An 18536-nucleotide genomic window follows, 5' to 3' on the forward strand; every position below is an offset into this window, starting at 1 on the left:
TCTAGGGCTTCGTTCGGGCCCGGCACCCCTCGTGGGGGTGTCGGGCCCGATTCGTGACTGGAGGTACGAGGTGGACGAGCGGATCCGGCTCCGGCTGGACGTCTCGTACGACGGCACCGGCTTCTCCGGCTGGGCCGCCCAGCCGACCCGGCGCACCGTGGCCGGGGTGCTCGTCGAGACCCTGGACCTGGTGCTCGGTGCCGGTACGGCCACCGGGTTGACCGTGGCTGGGCGGACCGATGCCGGCGTGCACGCCACCGGGCAGGTCTGCCACCTGGACCTTCCCGTCGACGTGTGGCGGCGGCACGAGCAGCGGCTGCTGCGCCGGCTGGCCCGGTTGCTCCCCACCGACGTGCGGGTGCGGGCGATGACCGAGATGCCGGCCGACTTCGACGCCCGGTTCTCGGCGACCTTCCGGCGCTACGAGTACCGGGTCACCGACGCGCGGTACGGCGCCGAGCCGCTGCGCCGGCACGAGGTGCTGGCCTGGCCGAAGCCGCTGGATCTGGCCGCGCTGAACGCCGCGGCGGCCGGCCTGGTCGGTGAGCACGACTTCGCCGCGTACTGCCGGCGCAAGGAGAACGCGACCACCCTGCGCGAGGTGACCCGGCTGGACTGGCGCCGCGACCCGGACGGTGTGCTGGTCGCCACCGTGCAGGCGGACGCGTTCTGCCAGGCCATGGTGCGCAGCCTCGTGGGGGCGATGCTGGTGGCCGGGGACGGCCGCCGCCCGGTGGAGTGGCCGGGCAGCCTGCTCACCCGGCGGGAGCGGTCCAGTGAGGTGACCGTCGCCCCGGCGCACGGGCTGACCCTGGTCGAGGTCGGTTACCCGGCCGACCCGGCCGAGTACGCCCGCCGCGCCGACCTCACCCGCCGGCTACGGGTCCCGGTCGAGGGCTGACACACCGACCGGGTCCGGGCGAGAGCTGGTCGCCGACGGCCGGTCCCGGTCGAGCGATGGTCGCCGACGGCCGGTCAGTTGCCCGGCAGTTCACCGTCGCCGGTGTCGCCGCTCTGGGCTCCGCTGCTCTCCGTCGGCCCCGCGGTCGGTTGCCCGGCCGTGCCGCCGTCGGCCCGCTTCTGCAGCACACCCCGGCTGAGGTGCTGCTCGATCATGTCGAACAGGATCTCCCGGATCTTGGCGTCCCCGGACTTGACCGCCGCGCCGTCCGCGCGGACCACCAGCGCGTACGCCAGATAGTGGCCGCGAACCTGCCACCCGACCCGCGCCGGGGCGGTGGCGATGACGTCACTGCCGTCGCCTTCGCTGCCGACGAGGCCCCGGAAACGGCCCTGCCGCTCGTCGAGCATCTGCCGGACCCGGTCCCGGGCGCGTTCCGCGCTGACCTTGTCGGTGAGGTTGAACAGGCCGGTGGTGACCAGGTGGTCGCCGTCGGGGGTCCGCAGGGTGGCCCGGACCACCTGGTTGCAGCCGAGCCGGATCAGCAGGTCGGCCACCTCGTCGGTGGCGGCGACGGCGCAACTGCCGCTGGAGTGCGTCTTGAGGACCTGGTAGCCCGGCTGGCCGTCGGTGAGCTTCAGCTCCTTGCCGGGGAAGACCTCCTTGGCGGTGAGCGGAGCCTGGTCGGTGTCCCGGGAGTCGAGGTCCTGCCGCTCGTCGGGCGTGGGCGCGACGGCGTTGGGCTGGAAGGTGGGCGTGGCCTGCGGCTGCGGGTCGCGATCCGCCAGCAGCGCGGCGGCGCCCAGACCGCAGAGCGCGAGCAGAACCAGCACGGCCGCGCCACCGATCAGCACCTGCCAGAGTCGACCGCCGGTACGCCCCGGTGTCGGTTCGATCGGCTGCGCCGAGGTGTAGACCTGGTCGCGCGGCGCGGCGGGCGGGATGTCGGCACGAGCCGGCGGGACGTCTTCTCGGGCCGGCGGGAGGTCGGCACGGGCCGGCGGCGGTTGGGACGACGGCAGCGCGATCTGGTTCGGTCGACGCAGCGATGGGGTGGGGAAGCGCGACGGAGAGGGCCCGGCGGGCGGGGGCGTGCCGCCGCGCACGGCCAGGTCGGACCCGGGCTCCGGGTACTCCTCGAAAACGTCCTCATCGGACTCGTACCGATACACCATGTCGCCCAGAGTAGGAGCCATTGTCCCTTTAGGGGGTAATAACGGGAAATGTGTGCGTGGGCCGTGTCGTGGCCTGCCCGGGCCGGTGCGAGAATTGCCGCGTGACCGGCGACCACTACTTCACCGCTCAGCCCGCCAGCGATGCCCCGGCGCGCGAGGTCGAGTTCTCCGTGGCCGGCCGCGACTACCGGCTCGCCTCGGCCGGCGGCGTCTTCTCCGCCAGCCGACTCGACCCGGGCACCGCCGTGCTCCTGCGCAAGGCCGAGCTGCCCACCGCCGACACCACCGGCGACCTGCTCGACCTCGGCTGCGGGTTCGGGCCGATCGCCTCCGTGCTGGCCGACGCGGCGCCGTCGAGCACCGTCTGGGCGGTCGACGTCAACGCCCGCGCCCGCGAGCTGACCGCGGTCAACGCGGCCCGGGTCGGCGCCGCCGACCGGGTCCGGGTCAGCGCGCCGGACGACGTGCCGGCCGAGATCCGCTTCGCCCAGCTCTGGTCCAACCCGCCGATCCGGATCGGCAAGGAGGGGCTGCACGACCTGCTGCTGCGCTGGCTGCCCCGGCTCGCCCCGGACGGCGTCGGTTGGCTGGTGGTCGCCCGGCACCTCGGCGGCGACTCGCTGCACCGGTGGCTCATCGACCAGGGTTGGCAGGTCGAGCGGTGCGCCAGCCAGAAGGGCTTCCGGGTGCTGCGGGTCACCCGGTAATTGGATGTCCCCCCGGCCCGCGCTGGGGCAGGATCCCGGCGTGGGATACGTGGACGTGGCAGCGGTCGGGCACATCCTGCCCGACGGTCGGGAACTCTTCGCCGACGTGTCGTTCCGGGTCGGTGAGGGCAGCAAGGTCGCCCTTGTCGGGCCGAACGGCGCGGGTAAGACGACGTTGCTGCGGATGGTCGCCGGCGACCTGCCGGTGCGTACCGGCGCCGTCGCGCGGGCCGGCGGACTGGGCGTGATGCGCCAGTTCATCGGCATGATCGGGGACGAGTCGACGCTGGCCGACCTGGCGCTGTCGCTGGCCCCGCCGCCGCTGCGCGAGGCCGGTCGCCGGCTCGGCGAGACCGAGGCGGCCATGCGGGCGGCCGAGGTCCGCGGCAAGTACAGCACCGCCGCCGGCAAGGCCCAGCTGGCGTACGCCGACGCGCTGGGCGCCTGGGGCGAGGCCGGCGGGTACGACGCCGAGGTGCTCTTCGACACCGTCGCCACCATCGTGCTCGACCAGCCCTGGGACGGTGTCCGGGACCGGCCGGTCCGCACCCTCTCCGGTGGACAGCAGAAGCGCTTCGCGCTGGAGTTGCTGCTGCGCGGCCCCGACGAGGTGCTGCTGCTCGACGAGCCGGACAACTTCCTCGACGTGCCCGGCAAGCGCTGGCTGGAGGCGCGCCTGCGCGAGTCGACCAAGTCGGTGCTCTACGTCTCGCACGACCGCGAACTGCTGGCCCAGACCGCCGACCGGGTGGTCGCCGTGGAGGGCGGCAGCGCCTGGGTGCACCCGGGTGGCTTCGCCAGCTGGTACGAGGCGCGGGTGGCCCGGCACGCCCGCCTCGACGAGCTGCGCCGCCGCTGGGACGAGGAACATCAGAAGCTGCGCGAGCTGATGCTGATGTACAAGCAGAAGGCGGCGTACAACGACGGGCTGGCCTCGCGGTACCAGGCCGCGCAGACCCGGCTGCGCAAGTTCGAGGAGGCCGGGCCGCCGCCCGTACCGCCGAAGGACCAGGACATCCGGATGCGGCTGACCGGCGGGCGGACCGGCAAGCGCGCGGTCGTCTGCGAGCAGCTGGAGCTCGACGGCCTGACCTACCCCTTCGACCTGGAGATCTGGTACGGCGACCGGGTGGCGGTGCTCGGTGCCAACGGCACCGGCAAGTCGCACTTCCTGCGGCTGCTGGCCCGCGGTGGCACCGACCCGGACCCGGCCAACGGGCCGGTCGACGGCGCGGGCGCGCTCGCGCCGGTGGCGCACGACGGCACGGCGCGACTCGGCGCACGCGTGCGCCCCGGGCACTTCTCCCAGACCCACGACCGGCCGGAGCTGATGTCGAAGACGCTGGTCGAGATCCTCTGGCGGGGTGACGAGCACCGGACCGGGATGGACCGGCACGCGGCGATGGGGGTGCTCAGCCGCTACGAGCTGGCCGCGCAGGGCGACCAGCGCTTCGGCACCCTCTCCGGCGGGCAGCAGGCCCGTTTCCTGGTGCTGCTGCTGGAGCTGTCCGGGGCGACCCTGCTGCTGCTGGACGAGCCGACCGACAACCTCGACCTGGCCAGCGCCGAGGCGCTGGAGGCGGGGCTGAACGCGTTCGAGGGGACCGTGATCGCGGTTACCCACGACCGTTGGTTCACGCGCTCCTTCGACCGGTTCGTGCTGTTCCGGGGTGACAGCGAGGTGGTGGAGACACCGGAGCCGGTCTGGGACGTCGGCTGAGCGAAGGGACGGGCCGCTCTGCGCACGGCAGGAGTTGACAGGTGGCCCGTCCCTGCTCAGGCATAGGGTGGATCTCGTGACTGAGATGACCTATCGCCGGCTGGGCGACTCCGGGCTCGTGGTGTCCGTCGTCGGGATCGGCTGCAACAACTTCGGCCGCAAGCTCGACCTCGACGGCACCCAGGCGGTGGTGGACGCCGCCCTGGATGCCGGGATCACCCTCTTCGACACCGCCGACATCTACGGCGAGCCGCAGGGCGGCTCCGAGGAACTGCTCGGGCAGGCGCTCAAGGGACGCCGGGACGACGTGGTGGTGGCCACCAAGTTCGGCATGGACATGAACGGCCTGAACGGGCCGGACTTCGGCGCCCGGGGATCGCGGCGCTACATCGCCCGCGCGGTCGAGGCGTCGCTGCGCCGGCTCGGCACCGACTACATCGACCTCTACCAGGTGCACGAGCCCGACCCGGGCACCCCGATCGACGAGACGCTGGCGGCCCTGGACGACCTGGTCCGCGACGGCAAGGTGCGCTACCTGGGCAACTCCAACTTCACCGGCTGGCAGATCGCCGACGCGGACTGGGTCGCCTCGTCCAACGGCCGGGCACGGTTCATCAGCGCGCAGAACCACTACAACCTGCTGCAGCGGTCCGTGGAGACCGAGGTGATCCCGGCGTGCGAGCGGTTCGGGCTCGGCATGCTGCCGTTCTTTCCGCTCGCCAACGGCCTGCTCACCGGCAAGTACCGGCGCGGCGCGCAGCCGCCGGCCGGCAGCCGGCTCTCCGGCGGCGGGCGGTACGCGGAGCGCTTCGCCGCCGCCGACTGGGACACCATCGAGGCGATCGAGGCGTACGCGGCCGAGCGAGGGTTGACCATGCTCCAGGTGGCGATCGGTGGGCTGGCCGCCCAGCCGGCGGTGAGCTCGGTGATCGCCGGCGCCACCACGCCCGAGCAGGTGCACGCCAACGCCGCCGCCGGCACCTGGGAGCCCACGGACGAGGACCTGGCGGCGCTGCGCGCCATCCTCTGACGACCGCGTCGCCGGGCGGCTGTACCCGCCGCGGGAGTCGCGCCGGAAACAACGGAGGGCCGGACCGTGCGGGACGGTCCGGCCCTCTGTCGTGGCGGGGCGTCGCAGCGCCCCGGGTGGTCAACTTGTTCGGCGTCGGCTGAACAGCATGGGCACCGCCACCGCCAGCGCGGTCAGCACCAGGGCGGCCAGTGCGACCGGCCACCACCACGTGCCTTCCTCCGCCCGGTCGGCCGGGGCCGGTGCCGTCACGGCGACCGGTGCGGGCGCCGGAGGTGACTGCGCCGGCCGTGCCTGGATCTCGGCGGCGGCCTGACCGGCGTTCGGCGCCGGGGCCTTCACCGTCACCCGCCACGTGCCGGGGGAGAGCACGGGGCCGCTGCTGTAGAAGCCCTGTCCCTCGGGTTGCGGTTCCAGTTGGACCGGGCCGAGCCGCCGCCCCTCCGGGCCGGTGCCCGTGAGGGTCAACCGCACCGGCTTGTCCAGCCGGTGCCCGTCGGCGTACGTGGCCTGCACGGTCACCCCGTCGGCCCCGTCGCCGGCCACGGTCAGCTTGAGCTTGCCGGTGTGCGCCTCGGCCGGCGCGGCGGCGGACAGGACCAGGGCCAGTCCGACGAGCAGGGCGGCGAACCCCTTGCGGATACGCGTCACGGACCTCTCCTCACTGCGGATGAGGGAGGCCCCTCCCCGGCGCCGGAGCGTCGGGGAGGGGCCTCGTCGGATCAGAGCTGGCGACCGGGGGCGAGCCGGGTGGCGTCGCCACCGAGCCGACCGGTGCCCTTGACGGGCTCGCCGTCGTTCGCCTTCACCCCGGCCTTGCTGGCCGCGCCGCCGAGCCGGACGATCATGGCGTCGGCGTCCCGGACGAGGACGTCCCGGATCTCGGCCTCGGACACCAGGGCGGCGTTCGTGGCGAGGGTCCGGAAATCGGTGAGCTGCTTGACCGCCTTCGTGTCGTTGCCCGACGCCTCGGCCTTCCGAGCCGCGTCGAGCTTCGCCGTCAACTGCTTGTGCGCGTTGGCCGACAGCCGCGACGTCGCCTTGAACCGGTCCAGCAGGTTCTGCATGTCCCGGAACGAGGTGGTGACGAAGAACCGGACCTCCGAGGTGGTCGTGTTGCCCGCCTTGTCGGTCGCGGTCACGGTCAGCTCGTGCAGGCCGAGCGGCAGCTCGTACATGGCCTGCAGGGTGCCGCTGGCGTACGGCCGGCCGTCCAGGTCGCCGACCACGCTCGCGATGCCCGAGGTCGGGTCGACGGCCTGCCAGGACACCCGGAGGTCCTGACTGTCCCCGTAGAGCTGGCCGTCGGCGATCCCGGACACCAGCAGCGTCGGCTTGGTGCCGTCGATGCGCAGCACCGCCGACTTGAGCGTCTCGGCGTTGCCCGCCTTGTCGGTGGCCCGGAACAGCAGCTCGTGCTGCCCGTCACCGGTCACCTCGACCGGCGTCGTGTACGGCGTCCACGCGCCACCGTCCAGCGACCACTCCACCGCCTTGACCCCGGAACCGGCATCGGTCGAGGTCAGCACGACGGGGATCGTCCCGTCGTGCCAGCCGGCGTCGTTCGCGGGAGCGAACGTCGCCGAGGTGACCGGCGCGGTGGCATCGATCTTGACCGTGACGGTCTTCGTCGACTCCACGTTGCCCGCCTCGTCGGTCGAGCGGAACCGCAGCTCGTGCTCGCCGTCGCCGCTGACCGCCACCGGAGCGGTGTAGTCCGTCCAGGTGGTGGCCCCGTCCAACTGGTACGCCGTCCCGGCCAACCCACTGCCGCCGGCCTCGTCGGCGCCGGTCAGCGTGACCGTCACCGGCCCCGTGTACCACCCGTCGGTCGGGGTGCCGGAGACCGCCGCCGTGGTCACCGGCGCGGTCGTGTCGGCCGCCTCGGTGCTGAGCCGGAAGTAGTCGAAACCGGCGGTCTTCGAGGCGGTCTGGTTGGCGCCGAGGGTGAACAGCCCGACCTTCGGGGTGGCCCCGACCGCGGCGTTGGTGAGCGCCGTCAACGCGGTCCAGGTCGTCCCGTCGGCCGAGTACGACGCGGTGAAGGTGTCGCCACTGCGGGCCAGCCGCAGGTACCACACCGCACCCGTCAGGTTCGCCGCCTCCGGCTGCGGGTTCTGGACCGCCCCGCCGATCTCGCTGCGGAACTCGATCCGCCGCGTCACCGGCTGACCGGCCTGGTTGTCCGCGATGTAGTCGAACTTCAGGTAGTTGTCGTCGTCGGCCTGCACGATGAGGCCGGCCTGCTGGTACTGCTCGTTCAGCAGGCTGCCGTCGACCTTCGTCTCCAGGGTCCAGTCGCCCGAGGGCGCGGTCTGGAGGATGAAGTTCTTCGGCCCGGTGTTGTCGCCGCCGTAGATGTCACCGTTGGGCACGTCGATGCGCAGCGCGCCACCGGTGACCCGGTAACCGTTCGGGTCCTCCCGCAGGATCGCGTTCCAGCGGCACTTGTCCAGCGTGCCACCGGTGAACTCGTCCGACGGGTCGACCGGGCCGGCCGGGGCGTCCGGCGTGACCTGGAACGAGTCGAAGGCCGCGTCGACCACCGGCGCCTCGGTCCCGCCGTTGAGGGCGAAGACCCCGATCCGCGGGTTGGTGATGCCGGCGAGCGCGGCCGAGCGGCCGGCCGGGGTGAAGGTCTGCCCGTCGGCCGAGACGGCCGCCGTCAGGTTCGTCCCGTCGCTGGTGATCCGCAGGTACACGGTGTCACCCGCCGGCGCGGCGACGCTGTCGGCAGCCTCGTTGCGAGGCGTGCCGGCCGTCTCCCGGATGAACTCCACCCGCCGGCTGCCGTTGTACAGCAGGTCCAGCTTGGCGTAGTTGTCGTCGTCGCCGTACACCAGCAGGCCGGCCTGCTGGTAGTTGGCCGTCACCGGCAGGGTGACCTTGGTGGTCATCTCCCAGGGGCCGGTCGGAGCCGCCTGGAGCACCAGGTTGGTGGCGTCGTTACGGGCGCCGTAGAGGTCACCCACCGCGGTGGGCAGCCGCAGCGCGCCACCGGAGACCGAGTAGAGCTGGTTCTCCCGCACCACGCTGGTCCACCGTGCCTTGTCGAGGCTGGTGCCGTTGAAGTCGTCCGAGCGCGCCCCGAAGCAGGACGTGTCCGGCGCGTCGACCCGTACCGGCACCGTGGCGTACGACTTGGCGCCCTTGCTGTCGGTCACCGTGAGGGTCGCGGTGAACGTGCCCGGGCTGGTGTACGTGTGGCTGGCGTCCACGGTGGTCGCCGTGCCGCCGTCACCGAAGTCCCAGGCGTACGTCAGCGGGGTGTCGCCCTCGGCGTCGGTGGCCGTGCCGTCGAACGCGACCGTGACCGGCGCGGTGCCGGTCGCCGGGCTGGCGGTGGCGCTCACCGTCGGCGGAGCGTTCTCGGTGACTCCTCGGCCGAGGAAGTCCATCCAGTTGACGTTGAGCAGCGACCCCGCGCCGCCGTTCGGGTCCCGGGCGACGAAGTACAGCGTGCCGCTTCCGGCGCCGGTCACCGGCGCGGTCACGTCCGTGTACGTCTGCCACCCGCCGGTGCCCGGCACGGTGGCCGTGGCGACCACCGGTCCGTCGACCGCTCCGACGCGGACCTCGATCCGGCCGCCGGAGACGGCCGATGCGGCCCGGAACCGGATGTCGGTGATGTTGGTCAGGTCCGCCGGGGCGAGCGACCACCAGTCGCCGTCCTCGATGAACCCGATGTTCTGGCCGCCACCGGCGGTGTCGGCGCTGGTCTCCCGCTGCACGCCCGGGTCCCCGCCGCCGGTGCTGACCGGCGCCCGCCCGGTGGCGGTGAAGAACTCGGCCTGCTTGCGCTTGGGCTGCAACTGCTCGATGGCCCGCCCGGTCAGCGGTCCGGCTCCGCCGTTGCCACCCTTGTCGGTGTACGTGGCCTCGAAGACCCCGAAGACGTTCGCCTCGGCGCCGTGCCCGGACGCCAGCGACGTCTGGACGGTGCCGGCGCAGCCGGTGTGCTGCTCCAGCGGGTGGGCGTGCTCGTCGTGACCGAGGAACACCTGGAGCTGCACCCGGTCGCAGTCGATCTGCCCGTCCTCCGGGTCGGTCACCTTGACCGTGTAGCGGACCTGGTCACCCCACTCGAAGAAACCGCCGTCCGGCGGGAACTCGATGGTCACCGTCGGTGCGGTGTTGCCCACGGTGACCGGGACGTTGGCGACCGCGGTACGGCCCTTCGGGTTGGTCACGGTGAGCTGGGCGGTGAAGTTGCCCGCCGTGGCGTAGGTGTGCGTCGGGTTCGCCTCGGTCGAGGTCTGCCCGTCGCCGAAGGTCCAGGCGTAGGTGAGCGTGCCACCGTCCGGGTCCCGCGAGCCGGCGCTGGAGAAGGTGACGGTCAACGGTGCCGCACCCGAGGTCGGGGTGGCGCTCGCCGCCGCGATCGGTGCGCGGTCGCCGGCGATGTAGTCGATCCGGTAGACGCCGGAGTTGTCGTTGTTGCCGCCGAAGCCGCTGCCCCACTCGATCAGGTACAGCGCTCCGTCCGGGCCGAACTCGAAGTCCATCGGCCGGATCATGCTCATGCCGGTGAGCAGCTGGTTGATGTCCACCAACGACTTGCCGTCGTCGGTCACCTGCATGGTGTACATCTTGTTCTGGTTCCACTCGCCCAGCAGCGCCTTGCCGTCGTAGTACGCCGGCCACTTCCGGTCGGAGTCGAGGTCCGCGTCGTACCGGTAGACCGGGCCGCCCATCGGGGCGCCACCGCCGCCGATCTCCGGGTACCGCGCGTCACCGGCGTAGCCGTAGTCGACGGTGGCCGGGATGGCCGGCGGGAGGTTGGTCAGGCCCGTGTTGTTGGGCGAGTTGTTCACCGGCGCCGCGCAGTCGAACTTCGCACCGCTCGGGCCGGAGGGGAAGGTGAAGTCGTTGTACGCCTCGTTGGTGCCGGTGCAGTACGGCCAGCCGTAGTTGCCCGGGGTGCCGACGATGTTCCACTCGACCAGGCCGCGGGGGCCCCGGGTCGGGTTGTCCGCGTTGGCGTCCGGCCCGTAGTCGGCGACGTAGAGGGTGTTGCTGCCCGGGTCGATGCCGATCCGGAACGGGTTGCGGAAGCCCATCGCGTAGATCTCGGGACGGGTCTTCTCGGTGCCCGACGGGAAGAGGTTGCCGGCCGGGACGGTGTACGTGCCGTCGTCCTCCGGGTGGATCCGGATCACCTTGCCGCGCAGGTCGTTGGTGTTGCCGGAGGTACGCTGCGCGTCGAAGTCCTGACGGCCCGGCCGCTCGTCGAGCGGCGCGTACGAGCTGGACTCGAACGGGTTGGTGTTGTCACCGGTGGCCAGGTAGAGGTTGCCGTTGCCGTCGAAGGCCATGCTGCCGCCGGCGTGGCAGCAGGTGTTGCGCTGCGTGTCGACCCGCAGCACCTGCTTCTCGCTGGCCGGGTCGATGGTGTCGCCGGTCACCGTGAACCGGGACAGCACGTTGCGCGCGATGCCGTCGTTCGGGGCGTAGTAGAGGTAGACCCACTTGTTGGTGGCGAAGTCCGGGTCCAGCCGGATGCCGATGAGGCCGTCCTCGTTGCCGGTGAAGACGTCGAGGTCGACGGCCGTGACGGTGTTGCCGGTGTCCGGCTTGACGATCTGCACCCGGCCGTCGCGCTCGACGTAGAAGACCCGCCCGTCCGGGGCGATGTCCAGCTCCATCGGGTTGCTGGTGTTGCTGTCCAGCGTCACCTTCTCGAAGCTGGCGGTCTTCGAGGCGCCGCAGTCGGCGTCGGCCACGCCCGCGGCGGTCCGGATGCCGCCGAGCAGGTGGCTGAGGAACTCCGGCTCCGCGTACGACTCGCGGGTGTGCCCGCCACCGGTGTACCAGGAGCGACCGCCGTCGAAGTCCTGGCACCAGGCGATCGGGTGGTCGGCACCCATCGCACCGGCGCCCGGGGTGTAGCTCTTCTCGTCCAGGCTGGCCAGCACGTGCACGTCCGGCCGCGGGTTGGTCTGGTAGTTGTACCACTCGTCGAACCGGGACCAGCGGTCCGGCAGTTCGCTGGTGGAGGGGTGGGCGTGGTCCTCCACCTTGACGGTGGCCTGCTGGTTGGCCGGGTGGTTGGCGAAGTACGCGCCGACCAGGTCGCCGTACCAGGCCCAGCTGTACTCGGTGTCCGAGGCGGCGTGGATGCCGACGTAGCCGCCCCCGGCGCGTACGTAGCGCTCGAACGCCGCCTGCTGCTCGGCGTTCAGCACGTCGCCCGTGGTGGAGAGCCAGATCACGGCCTTGTACCTGGCCAGGTTGGCGTCGGTGAACGCGCCGCCGTCCTCCGAGTTGTCCACAGTGAACCCGTTGGCGGCGCCGAGTTGCTGGATGGCGGCGACGCCGGTGGGGATGGAGTCGTGCCGGAAGCCGGCGGTCTTGGAGAAGACCAGGACGGAGAAGGGTTCGTCAGCGGCGGCCCTGGGCGCCTTCGGCACCACCTGGCTGACCGGGGTCGCGGCGTGCGCGTCTCGCGGCGGCACCTGCGCGGCGGCCGGTGCCGCCTGTGCGGGTGCTCCGAACAGGGTTGTCGAGGCGAGGGCGAGGGAGATGAGGGTCGCGGTGATGGGTACTCGGGCACGACGAGATGGGGACACGCCGCCTCCTATGTCTCGGTGGACAGGGATCGCGGGGGCCGGCTCGCCGAAGACCGTCCCAGATGGAGCTGGTGCGGGTGCCGTGCCAGGGCGCCCACGCCAGCATTTTTGTCGAATCGCTGAACAAATTAATTCTGCTGGATCAATGTCCGGCAAGATGCCGGCGGGTAACGGTTCTGCAACGGCAGGCGACATTCCGAACAGGACCGCATGAAGCGCCCAGCGGATCTCGTCGCGCGTCGGGATCGAGGCCCGTCGGTCCCGCCCACCCCAGCCTTGGCAGACCGGCGGAACTGTCGTACGGTGACACGCAAGTAACCCACGGGAGCCCGGTGTACCGGGCTGAGAGGGGGGCTGACAGCCCCCGACCGTCGAACCTGATCCGGGTAATGCCGGCGCAGGGAGGAGAGTTGCCGTGCCGTCCCTTGGGCGACTGCATCTGATCACCGACACCCGACCCGGGCGGGACCCGCTCACCGTGGTCCGGGCCGCCCTCACGGCAGCCCGCGCCGACCTGGTCGTGCAGGTCCGCGTCGAGGACTCCGCCACCGACCGCGAGGCGTACGACCTGGCCCGCCGGGTGCTGGCGCTCTGCGCGCCGTACGGGGCGAACTGTCTGGTCAATGATCGGCTGCACGTGGCGTTGGCGGTGGGCGCCGCCGGCGGGCACGTCGGGGCCGACGACCTGCCGGTCGCCGCCGCCCGCCGGGTGCTCGGCCCCACCGGCGTGCTGGGAGCCACCGCCCGCGCGCCGGAGACGGCGATCGAGGCGGTCACCGCCGGAGCCAGCTACCTGGGCGTCGGGCCGTGCCACGCCACCGACACCAAGTCCGGGCTGCCCGACCCGATCGGTCCGGCAGGGGTACGCGCGGTTACCGGCGCCGTCGACGTGCCCGTCATCGCGATCGGCGGGGTGACCGCCGCCCGGGTGGCCGCGCTACGGGACGCCGGGGCGTACGGGGTGGCGGTCGTCGGCGCGGTCTCCGCTGCCGCCGACCCGGCCCGGGCCACCACCGAGCTGCTCCGGGCGCTGACGTGCTGACCGGCCGGTCCCCGTCGACGTCATCGGACGACCGGGCCCGGCCGGACGTGGCGGTGGTGGGGGCGGGGCCGATCGGCCTGGCGGTCGCCTGGCGGTGCGCCGCCCGAGGGCTGCGGGTGGTCGTGCACGATCCGGCCCCCGGCTCGGGGGCGTCGGCCGTTGCGGCCGGCATGCTCTCCCCGGTCGCCGAGGCGTACTTCGGTGAACGGCAGCTCACCGCGTTGCTGCTGGCGTCCGCAGCGCTGTGGCCGGCGTTCGCCGCCGAGCTGACCGAGGCCACCGGCGCGGAGCTCGGCTACCGGACCGACGGCACCCTGGTGGTGGGGCTCACCGGCGACGACCTGGCCGAGGCGCGGCGGCTCTGGGCGTACCAACAGGAGTTGGGCCTGCCGGTGACGCCGCTGCGTCCCACCGAGCTGCGCGACCACGAGCCGGCGCTCGCGCCCCGGGTGCGCGGTGGCGCGCTCGCGCCCACCGACCACCAGGTCGACCCCCGGTTGCTGGTGCCGGCGCTGCGCACGGCCGCCCGGCGGGCCGGCGCGGTGCTCGTGTCGCAACCCGTCCGGCACCTCGGCGAGGTGGACGCCCGGGTCACCGTGGTCGCCGCCGGCTGCGGCGCCGCCGCCCTCACCGGCCTGCCCGTGCGGCCCGTGAAGGGTCAGATCCTCCGGCTGCGGGCGCCCGGCGGCGTCGCGCCGGGCTTCCGGCACGTGATCCGGGGGTACGCCGACGGCGAGCCCGTCTACCTGGTGCCCCGCGCCGACGGGGAGGTGGTGCTCGGCGCGACGGTCGAGGAACGGTCGGACACCACCGTCACCGCCGGTGCCGTGCAGCGGCTGCTCCGCGCGGGCGTCGACCTGCTCCCGGAGCTGGCGGAGTACGACCTGGTCGAGGCGGTCGCCGGGCTGCGCCCGGGCACCCCGGACAACGCGCCCATCCTCGGGCCGCTGCCCGGCCGGCCGGACGTGCTGGCCGCCACCGGACACCACCGGCACGGCATCGTGCTCACCCCGGTCACCGCCGACCTGATCGCCGACCTGGTGACCACCGGCGTGCCCGATCCGCTGCTCGCGCCCTTCCGGCCCGACCGGTTCGGCAGCGACGCCCCGGCTTCCGTCGGCGCGGCCGGTTCCGGTGCGCCGGCCGGGGCCGACGGGCCCGATTCGACGATGGAGGAGGACCGGTGGAGCTGACGGTGAACGGGGCCGGGCGCAACGTCCCGGGTGGCGCTTCGGTGGCCGACCTCGTCCGCGACATCACCCCCGAGCAGCGCGGGGTGGCGGTCGCGGTCAACGGCGAGGTGGTGCCCCGGGCTGGCTGGCCGGCCACGGTGCTGCGCGACGGTGACCGTGTCGAGGTGCTCACCGCCGCGCAGGGCGGGTGAGCGGGATGCCGTTCGAGCTGGGTGGGGCGACGTTCACCTCGCGGCTGATCCTCGGCACCGGCGGCGCCGCGAACCTGCACGTGCTGGAGCAGGCGATCCGCGCGTCGGGCACCGAACTGGTCACTCTGGCGCTGCGCCGCGTCGACACCGCCCCCGGGTCCGCGGGCGGGCTGCTGGAACTGCTGGACGGGTGCGGGGTACGCCTGCTGCCGAACACCGCCGGCTGCCACACCGCCACCGAGGCGGTGAAGGTGGCCCGGCTCGCCAGGGACGCGTTCGACACCGACTGGGTCAAGCTGGAGGTGATCGGCGACGAGCGGACGCTGCTGCCCGACGGGGTGGAACTGCTCCGCGCCGCCGAGGAGCTGGTCGCCGACGGCTTCACGGTGCTGCCGTACACCAGCGACGACCCCGTGCTCGCGCGCCGGCTGGCCGACGTGGGCTGTGCCGCCGTGATGCCGGCCGGCGCGCCGATCGGCTCGGGACTCGGCATCGGCAACCCGCACCACATTCGACTGATCCGGCAGGCCGTGGACGTGCCGGTGATCCTCGACGCCGGCATCGGCACCGCCTCGGACGCGGCCCTGGCCATGGAGTTGGGCTGCGACGCGGTGCTGCTGGCCAGCGCGGTCACCCGGGCCGCCGACCCGGTGGCGATGGCGACCGCCATGCGGTACGCCGTCGAGGCCGGCCGCCTGGCCGCCGGCGCCGGCCGCATCGCCCGCCGCTTCCACGCCCTCCCCTCCACCCCAGACGAGGGAAGACCCGACCTGTGACCCCGACCCCTGCGCCGCCGGCCCGTCGTTCCCGCACCCTGCCGTCGGGCGTCGTGGTGCTGACGGATCGGCTGCTGACGAAAGGGCCGCTTGATCGGGTCGTGGCGAGGGCTGTGGCCGGGGGAGTGCGTTGGGTGGTGCTGCGGGAGAAGGACCTGCCCCGCGCCGAACGCGCCGCCCTCGCGGCCGACCTGCGCGCGATCCTCACCGAGGTCGGCGGAACCCTGATCGTGGCCGGCCCCGACCCGCTCGGCGGCGACGCCGTCCACCTCCCGGCCGCCGGCCCGTACCCGCCACCGACCCACACACTGGTCGGCCGCTCCTGCCACAACGAAGCCGAGCTGCACCGACTCACCACCGAGCACTACGCCACCCTCTCTCCCGTCTATCCGACCAGGACGAAGCCCGGCTACGGCCCACCCCTCGGACCCGACGGACTGCACAAGCTAATCGGGGCCAGCGGCGTGCCCATCCTCGCGCTCGGCGGCATCGAAACCCCGGCCCACATCGCCGCCTGCGTCGAGGCAGGAGCCGTCGGAGTGGCAGTGCTCGGCGCAGTCATGCGAGCCGCAGACCCCACCGAAACAGCCGCCACCCTGACCGAAGCCTTCCAAGAGGCGGTCACCCCTGAGCCCGCCAAAACCGGCGCGGAGGCACCCAGGTCCCCACGAACGGGGCTGCGGCCGACCGTGCCCACGCAGGGATCAAGCCTGACCGCCCGGAGTGGGCACGGTCGGCCGCAGCCCTCAACCGCAACCGCAGACGGTCGGCCGCAGCCCTCAACCGCAACCAAAGAGGCAGGATGACACCGCGCACAGTGCTCACCATCGCCGGCTCAGACTCCGGCGGCGGCGCGGGCATCCAGGCCGACCTCAAGGTGTTCGCGGCGCTCGGCGCGTACGGCACCAGCGTCCTCACCGCCGTCACCGCGCAGAACACCCGGGGCGTGGACGCCGTCCTGCCACTGCCCCCGCGCACGGTCACCGATCAGTTGGACAGCGTGCTCGCCGACTTCACGGTCCGCGCGGTCAAGACGGGGATGCTCGGCACCCCCGCCGTCGCTGACGCGGTGGCCGAGGCCGCCCGGGACGGCCGGCTGCCCCAGCTCGTCGTCGACCCGGTGCTGGTCGCCACCAGTGGTCACCGGCTCGGCGTGGTCGGTGCGGTCGAGCGGCTGCTCCCGTACGCCAGGGTGGCGACACCGAACTGTGCGGAGGCCGCGGCCATCACCGGACGCCCGGTGGACGACGTGGCCGCGATGGTCGCGGCCGCCGAGGCGCTCGCGGCCGGCGGCCCGGAGCACGTGGTCGTCACCGGCGGTGACCTGGACGGGGGAGAGGCGGTCGACGTCCTGCACGGCGGCGGCGTCACCACCCTGCTGCGCGCCCCTCGCGTCGACACCCGGCACACCCACGGCACCGGGTGCTCGTTCTCGGCGGCGATCGCCGTGCGGCTCGCGCTGGGCGACGAGGTGCCGGCGGCGGTCGGGGCCGCCAAGGAGTACGTGCTCCGTGCGCTGACCGGCGCGCGGGGTTGGGAGCTGGGCGAGGGCCGCGGGCCGCTGGATCACTTCGGCTGGTCCGCTTGATCACCAGGGAGGCTGTCATGCAGGCACGAGGCAAGGTGTACGTCGAGGGGTCCCGCCCGGATGTCCGGGTGCCGTTCGCCGAGGTGACGCTGACCGGGGACCATCCGCCGGTGCGGCTCTACGACACGTCCGGTCCCGGCTCCGACCCGGAGGTGGGGCTGCCGCCGCTGCGCGGGCCGTGGATCGCCGAGCGGGGTGACGTCGCGCCGGTGCGGGGCGCTGGCACGCCGCTGGCCGGGGCTGCCGGGCGTCGCCCGACCCAGCTCGCGTACGCGCGGGCCGGTGTGGTGACGCCGGAGATGGAGTTCGTGGCGATCAGGGAGAACGTCGACCCGGAGCTCGTCCGGTCGGAGATCGCCGCCGGTCGGGCGGTGCTGCCACTCAACGTGAACCACCCCGAGTGTGAGCCGGCCATCATCGGCAAGGCGTTCCTGGTCAAGGTGAACGCCAACATCGGTACCTCGGCGGTCAGCTCGTCGGTCGCCGAGGAGGTGGAGAAGCTGACCTGGGCCACCCGCTGGGGCGCGGACACCGTCATGGACCTGTCGACGGGCAGGCGCATCCACGAGACCCGTGAGGCGATCGTGCGGAACTCGCCGGTGCCCATCGGGACGGTGCCGATCTACCAGGCCCTCGAGAAGGTCGGCGGCGACCCGGTGAAGCTCAGCTGGGAGGTGTTCCGGGACACCGTGGTCGAGCAGGCCGAGCAGGGCGTGGACTACATGACGGTGCACGCCGGGGTGCTGCTGCCGTACGTGCCACTGGCCGTGGACCGGGTGACCGGCATCGTGTCCCGAGGCGGCTCCATCATGGCGGCGTGGTGCCTGGCGCACCACGAGGAGAACTTCCTCTACACGAACTTCGCCGAGCTGTGCGAGATCCTGGCCCGCTACGACGTGACCTTCTCCCTCGGTGACGGGCTGCGGCCCGGCTCGATCGCCGACGCCAACGACGAGGCGCAGTTCGCCGAGCTGCGTACTCTCGGCGAGCTGACCACGGTCGCCTGGGAGCACGACGTGCAGGTGATGATCGAGGGTCCGGGGCACGTGCCCATGCACAAGATCAAGGAGAACGTGGACCTGCAGCAGGAGTGGTGCCACGAGGCGCCGTTCTACACGCTCGGCCCGCTGACCACCGACATCGCGCCCGCGTACGACCACATCACCTCGGCCATCGGCGCCGCGATGATCGGCATGTTCGGCACCGCCATGCTCTGCTACGTCACCCCGAAGGAGCACCTGGGCCTGCCGGACCGGGACGACGTGAAGGCGGGCGTGATCGCCTACAAGATCGCGGCGCACGCGGCGGACCTGGCCAAGGGGCATCCCGGCGCGCAGGACTGGGATGACGCGCTGTCGAAGGCGCGGTTCGAGTTCCGCTGGGAGGACCAGTTCAACCTGTCGCTGGACCCGGAGACCGCGCGCTCGTACCACGACGCGACGCTGCCCGCCGAGCCGGCGAAGACAGCGCACTTCTGCTCGATGTGCGGCCCGAAGTTCTGCTCCATGAAGATCACCCAGGAGCTCAAGGAGTACGCGGCCCGCGGCATGAAGGACAAGTCGGAGGAGTTCGTCTCCGGTGGCGGACGGGTCTACCTGCCGCTGGCCTGACCACCCACCCGGTGTGCCGGCCCGCTGGAACAGG

General features: G+C 72.8%; 14 protein-coding genes and 1 riboswitch. Of the genes, 11 read left to right on the top strand and 3 right to left on the bottom strand.

What is annotated here, in order from left to right:
* Window positions 1-70: 70 nt before the first annotated feature.
* The gene (gene truA / locus ACTWLT_RS02710) at window positions 71-901 is read left to right on the top strand and encodes a tRNA pseudouridine(38-40) synthase TruA (RefSeq protein WP_445316963.1); all 831 of its coding nucleotides are present in this window, start codon (window positions 71-73) and stop codon (window positions 899-901) included.
* Window positions 902-975: 74 nt separating this feature from the next.
* Here the strand turns inward: truA and ACTWLT_RS02715 are convergent, their stop codons facing one another.
* Window positions 976-2076, bottom strand: coding sequence for a hypothetical protein (locus ACTWLT_RS02715; RefSeq protein WP_445316964.1), 1101 nt, complete (start codon window positions 2074-2076; stop codon window positions 976-978).
* Window positions 2077-2177: 101 nt separating this feature from the next.
* On the opposite strand from ACTWLT_RS02715, the gene ACTWLT_RS02720 reads away from it, so the two are divergent.
* From ACTWLT_RS02720 to ACTWLT_RS02730, 3 genes are all read left to right on the top strand, one after another.
* On the top strand, window positions 2178-2783 hold the full coding sequence (locus ACTWLT_RS02720; RefSeq protein ID WP_445316965.1) for a class I SAM-dependent methyltransferase: 606 nt from the start codon (window positions 2178-2180) through the stop codon (window positions 2781-2783).
* A gap of 40 nt (window positions 2784-2823) precedes the next feature.
* On the top strand, window positions 2824-4503 hold the full coding sequence (locus tag ACTWLT_RS02725) for an ABC-F family ATP-binding cassette domain-containing protein (RefSeq protein WP_445316966.1): 1680 nt from the start codon (window positions 2824-2826) through the stop codon (window positions 4501-4503).
* Window positions 4504-4570: 67 nt separating this feature from the next.
* Window positions 4571-5533 carry an aldo/keto reductase gene (locus ACTWLT_RS02730; protein ID WP_445316967.1) on the top strand — a complete coding sequence of 321 codons (963 nt, stop codon included), beginning with the start codon at window positions 4571-4573 and terminating at the stop codon, window positions 5531-5533.
* A 120-nt stretch (window positions 5534-5653) separates the two neighbouring features.
* Here the strand turns inward: ACTWLT_RS02730 and ACTWLT_RS02735 are convergent, their stop codons facing one another.
* Entirely contained in the window at window positions 5654-6184 is a 531-nt protein-coding gene (locus ACTWLT_RS02735; RefSeq protein ID WP_445316968.1) for a hypothetical protein, read from the bottom strand.
* Between the two features lie 71 nt (window positions 6185-6255).
* Window positions 6256-12102 (bottom strand): ThuA domain-containing protein, encoded by a 5847-nt coding sequence (locus ACTWLT_RS02740; protein ID WP_445316969.1) that lies wholly within the window; start codon window positions 12100-12102, stop codon window positions 6256-6258.
* A 311-nt stretch (window positions 12103-12413) separates the two neighbouring features.
* Window positions 12414-12523, top strand: a riboswitch (TPP riboswitch).
* Between ACTWLT_RS02740 and thiE the strand changes: the two genes are divergently transcribed.
* From thiE to thiC, 7 genes are all read left to right on the top strand, one after another.
* The gene (gene thiE / locus ACTWLT_RS02745; RefSeq protein WP_445316970.1) at window positions 12518-13144 is read left to right on the top strand and encodes a thiamine phosphate synthase; all 627 of its coding nucleotides are present in this window, start codon (window positions 12518-12520) and stop codon (window positions 13142-13144) included. It overlaps the preceding riboswitch by 6 nt.
* Window positions 13138-14337, top strand: coding sequence for a glycine oxidase ThiO (thiO, locus tag ACTWLT_RS02750; RefSeq protein WP_445316971.1), 1200 nt, complete (start codon window positions 13138-13140; stop codon window positions 14335-14337). Before thiE ends, thiO begins: the two co-directional genes overlap by 7 nt.
* Window positions 14328-14528, top strand: coding sequence for a sulfur carrier protein ThiS (gene thiS / locus ACTWLT_RS02755; RefSeq protein ID WP_445316972.1), 201 nt, complete (start codon window positions 14328-14330; stop codon window positions 14526-14528). Before thiO ends, thiS begins: the two co-directional genes overlap by 10 nt.
* The gene (locus ACTWLT_RS02760) at window positions 14525-15304 is read left to right on the top strand and encodes a thiazole synthase (RefSeq protein ID WP_445316973.1); all 780 of its coding nucleotides are present in this window, start codon (window positions 14525-14527) and stop codon (window positions 15302-15304) included. The genes thiS and ACTWLT_RS02760 overlap by 4 nt, the downstream gene beginning before the upstream one ends.
* Window positions 15301-16110, top strand: coding sequence for a thiamine phosphate synthase (locus ACTWLT_RS02765; RefSeq protein ID WP_445316974.1), 810 nt, complete (start codon window positions 15301-15303; stop codon window positions 16108-16110). The genes ACTWLT_RS02760 and ACTWLT_RS02765 overlap by 4 nt, the downstream gene beginning before the upstream one ends.
* Entirely contained in the window at window positions 16107-16892 is a 786-nt protein-coding gene (gene thiD / locus ACTWLT_RS02770; protein WP_445316975.1) for a bifunctional hydroxymethylpyrimidine kinase/phosphomethylpyrimidine kinase, read from the top strand. Before ACTWLT_RS02765 ends, thiD begins: the two co-directional genes overlap by 4 nt.
* Window positions 16893-16909: 17 nt before the next feature.
* Window positions 16910-18502 carry a phosphomethylpyrimidine synthase ThiC gene (thiC, locus tag ACTWLT_RS02775; RefSeq protein ID WP_445316976.1) on the top strand — a complete coding sequence of 531 codons (1593 nt, stop codon included), beginning with the start codon at window positions 16910-16912 and terminating at the stop codon, window positions 18500-18502.
* The last annotated feature ends 34 nt before the right edge of the window (window positions 18503-18536 follow it).

Source organism: Micromonospora yongxingensis (genome assembly GCF_052601155.1).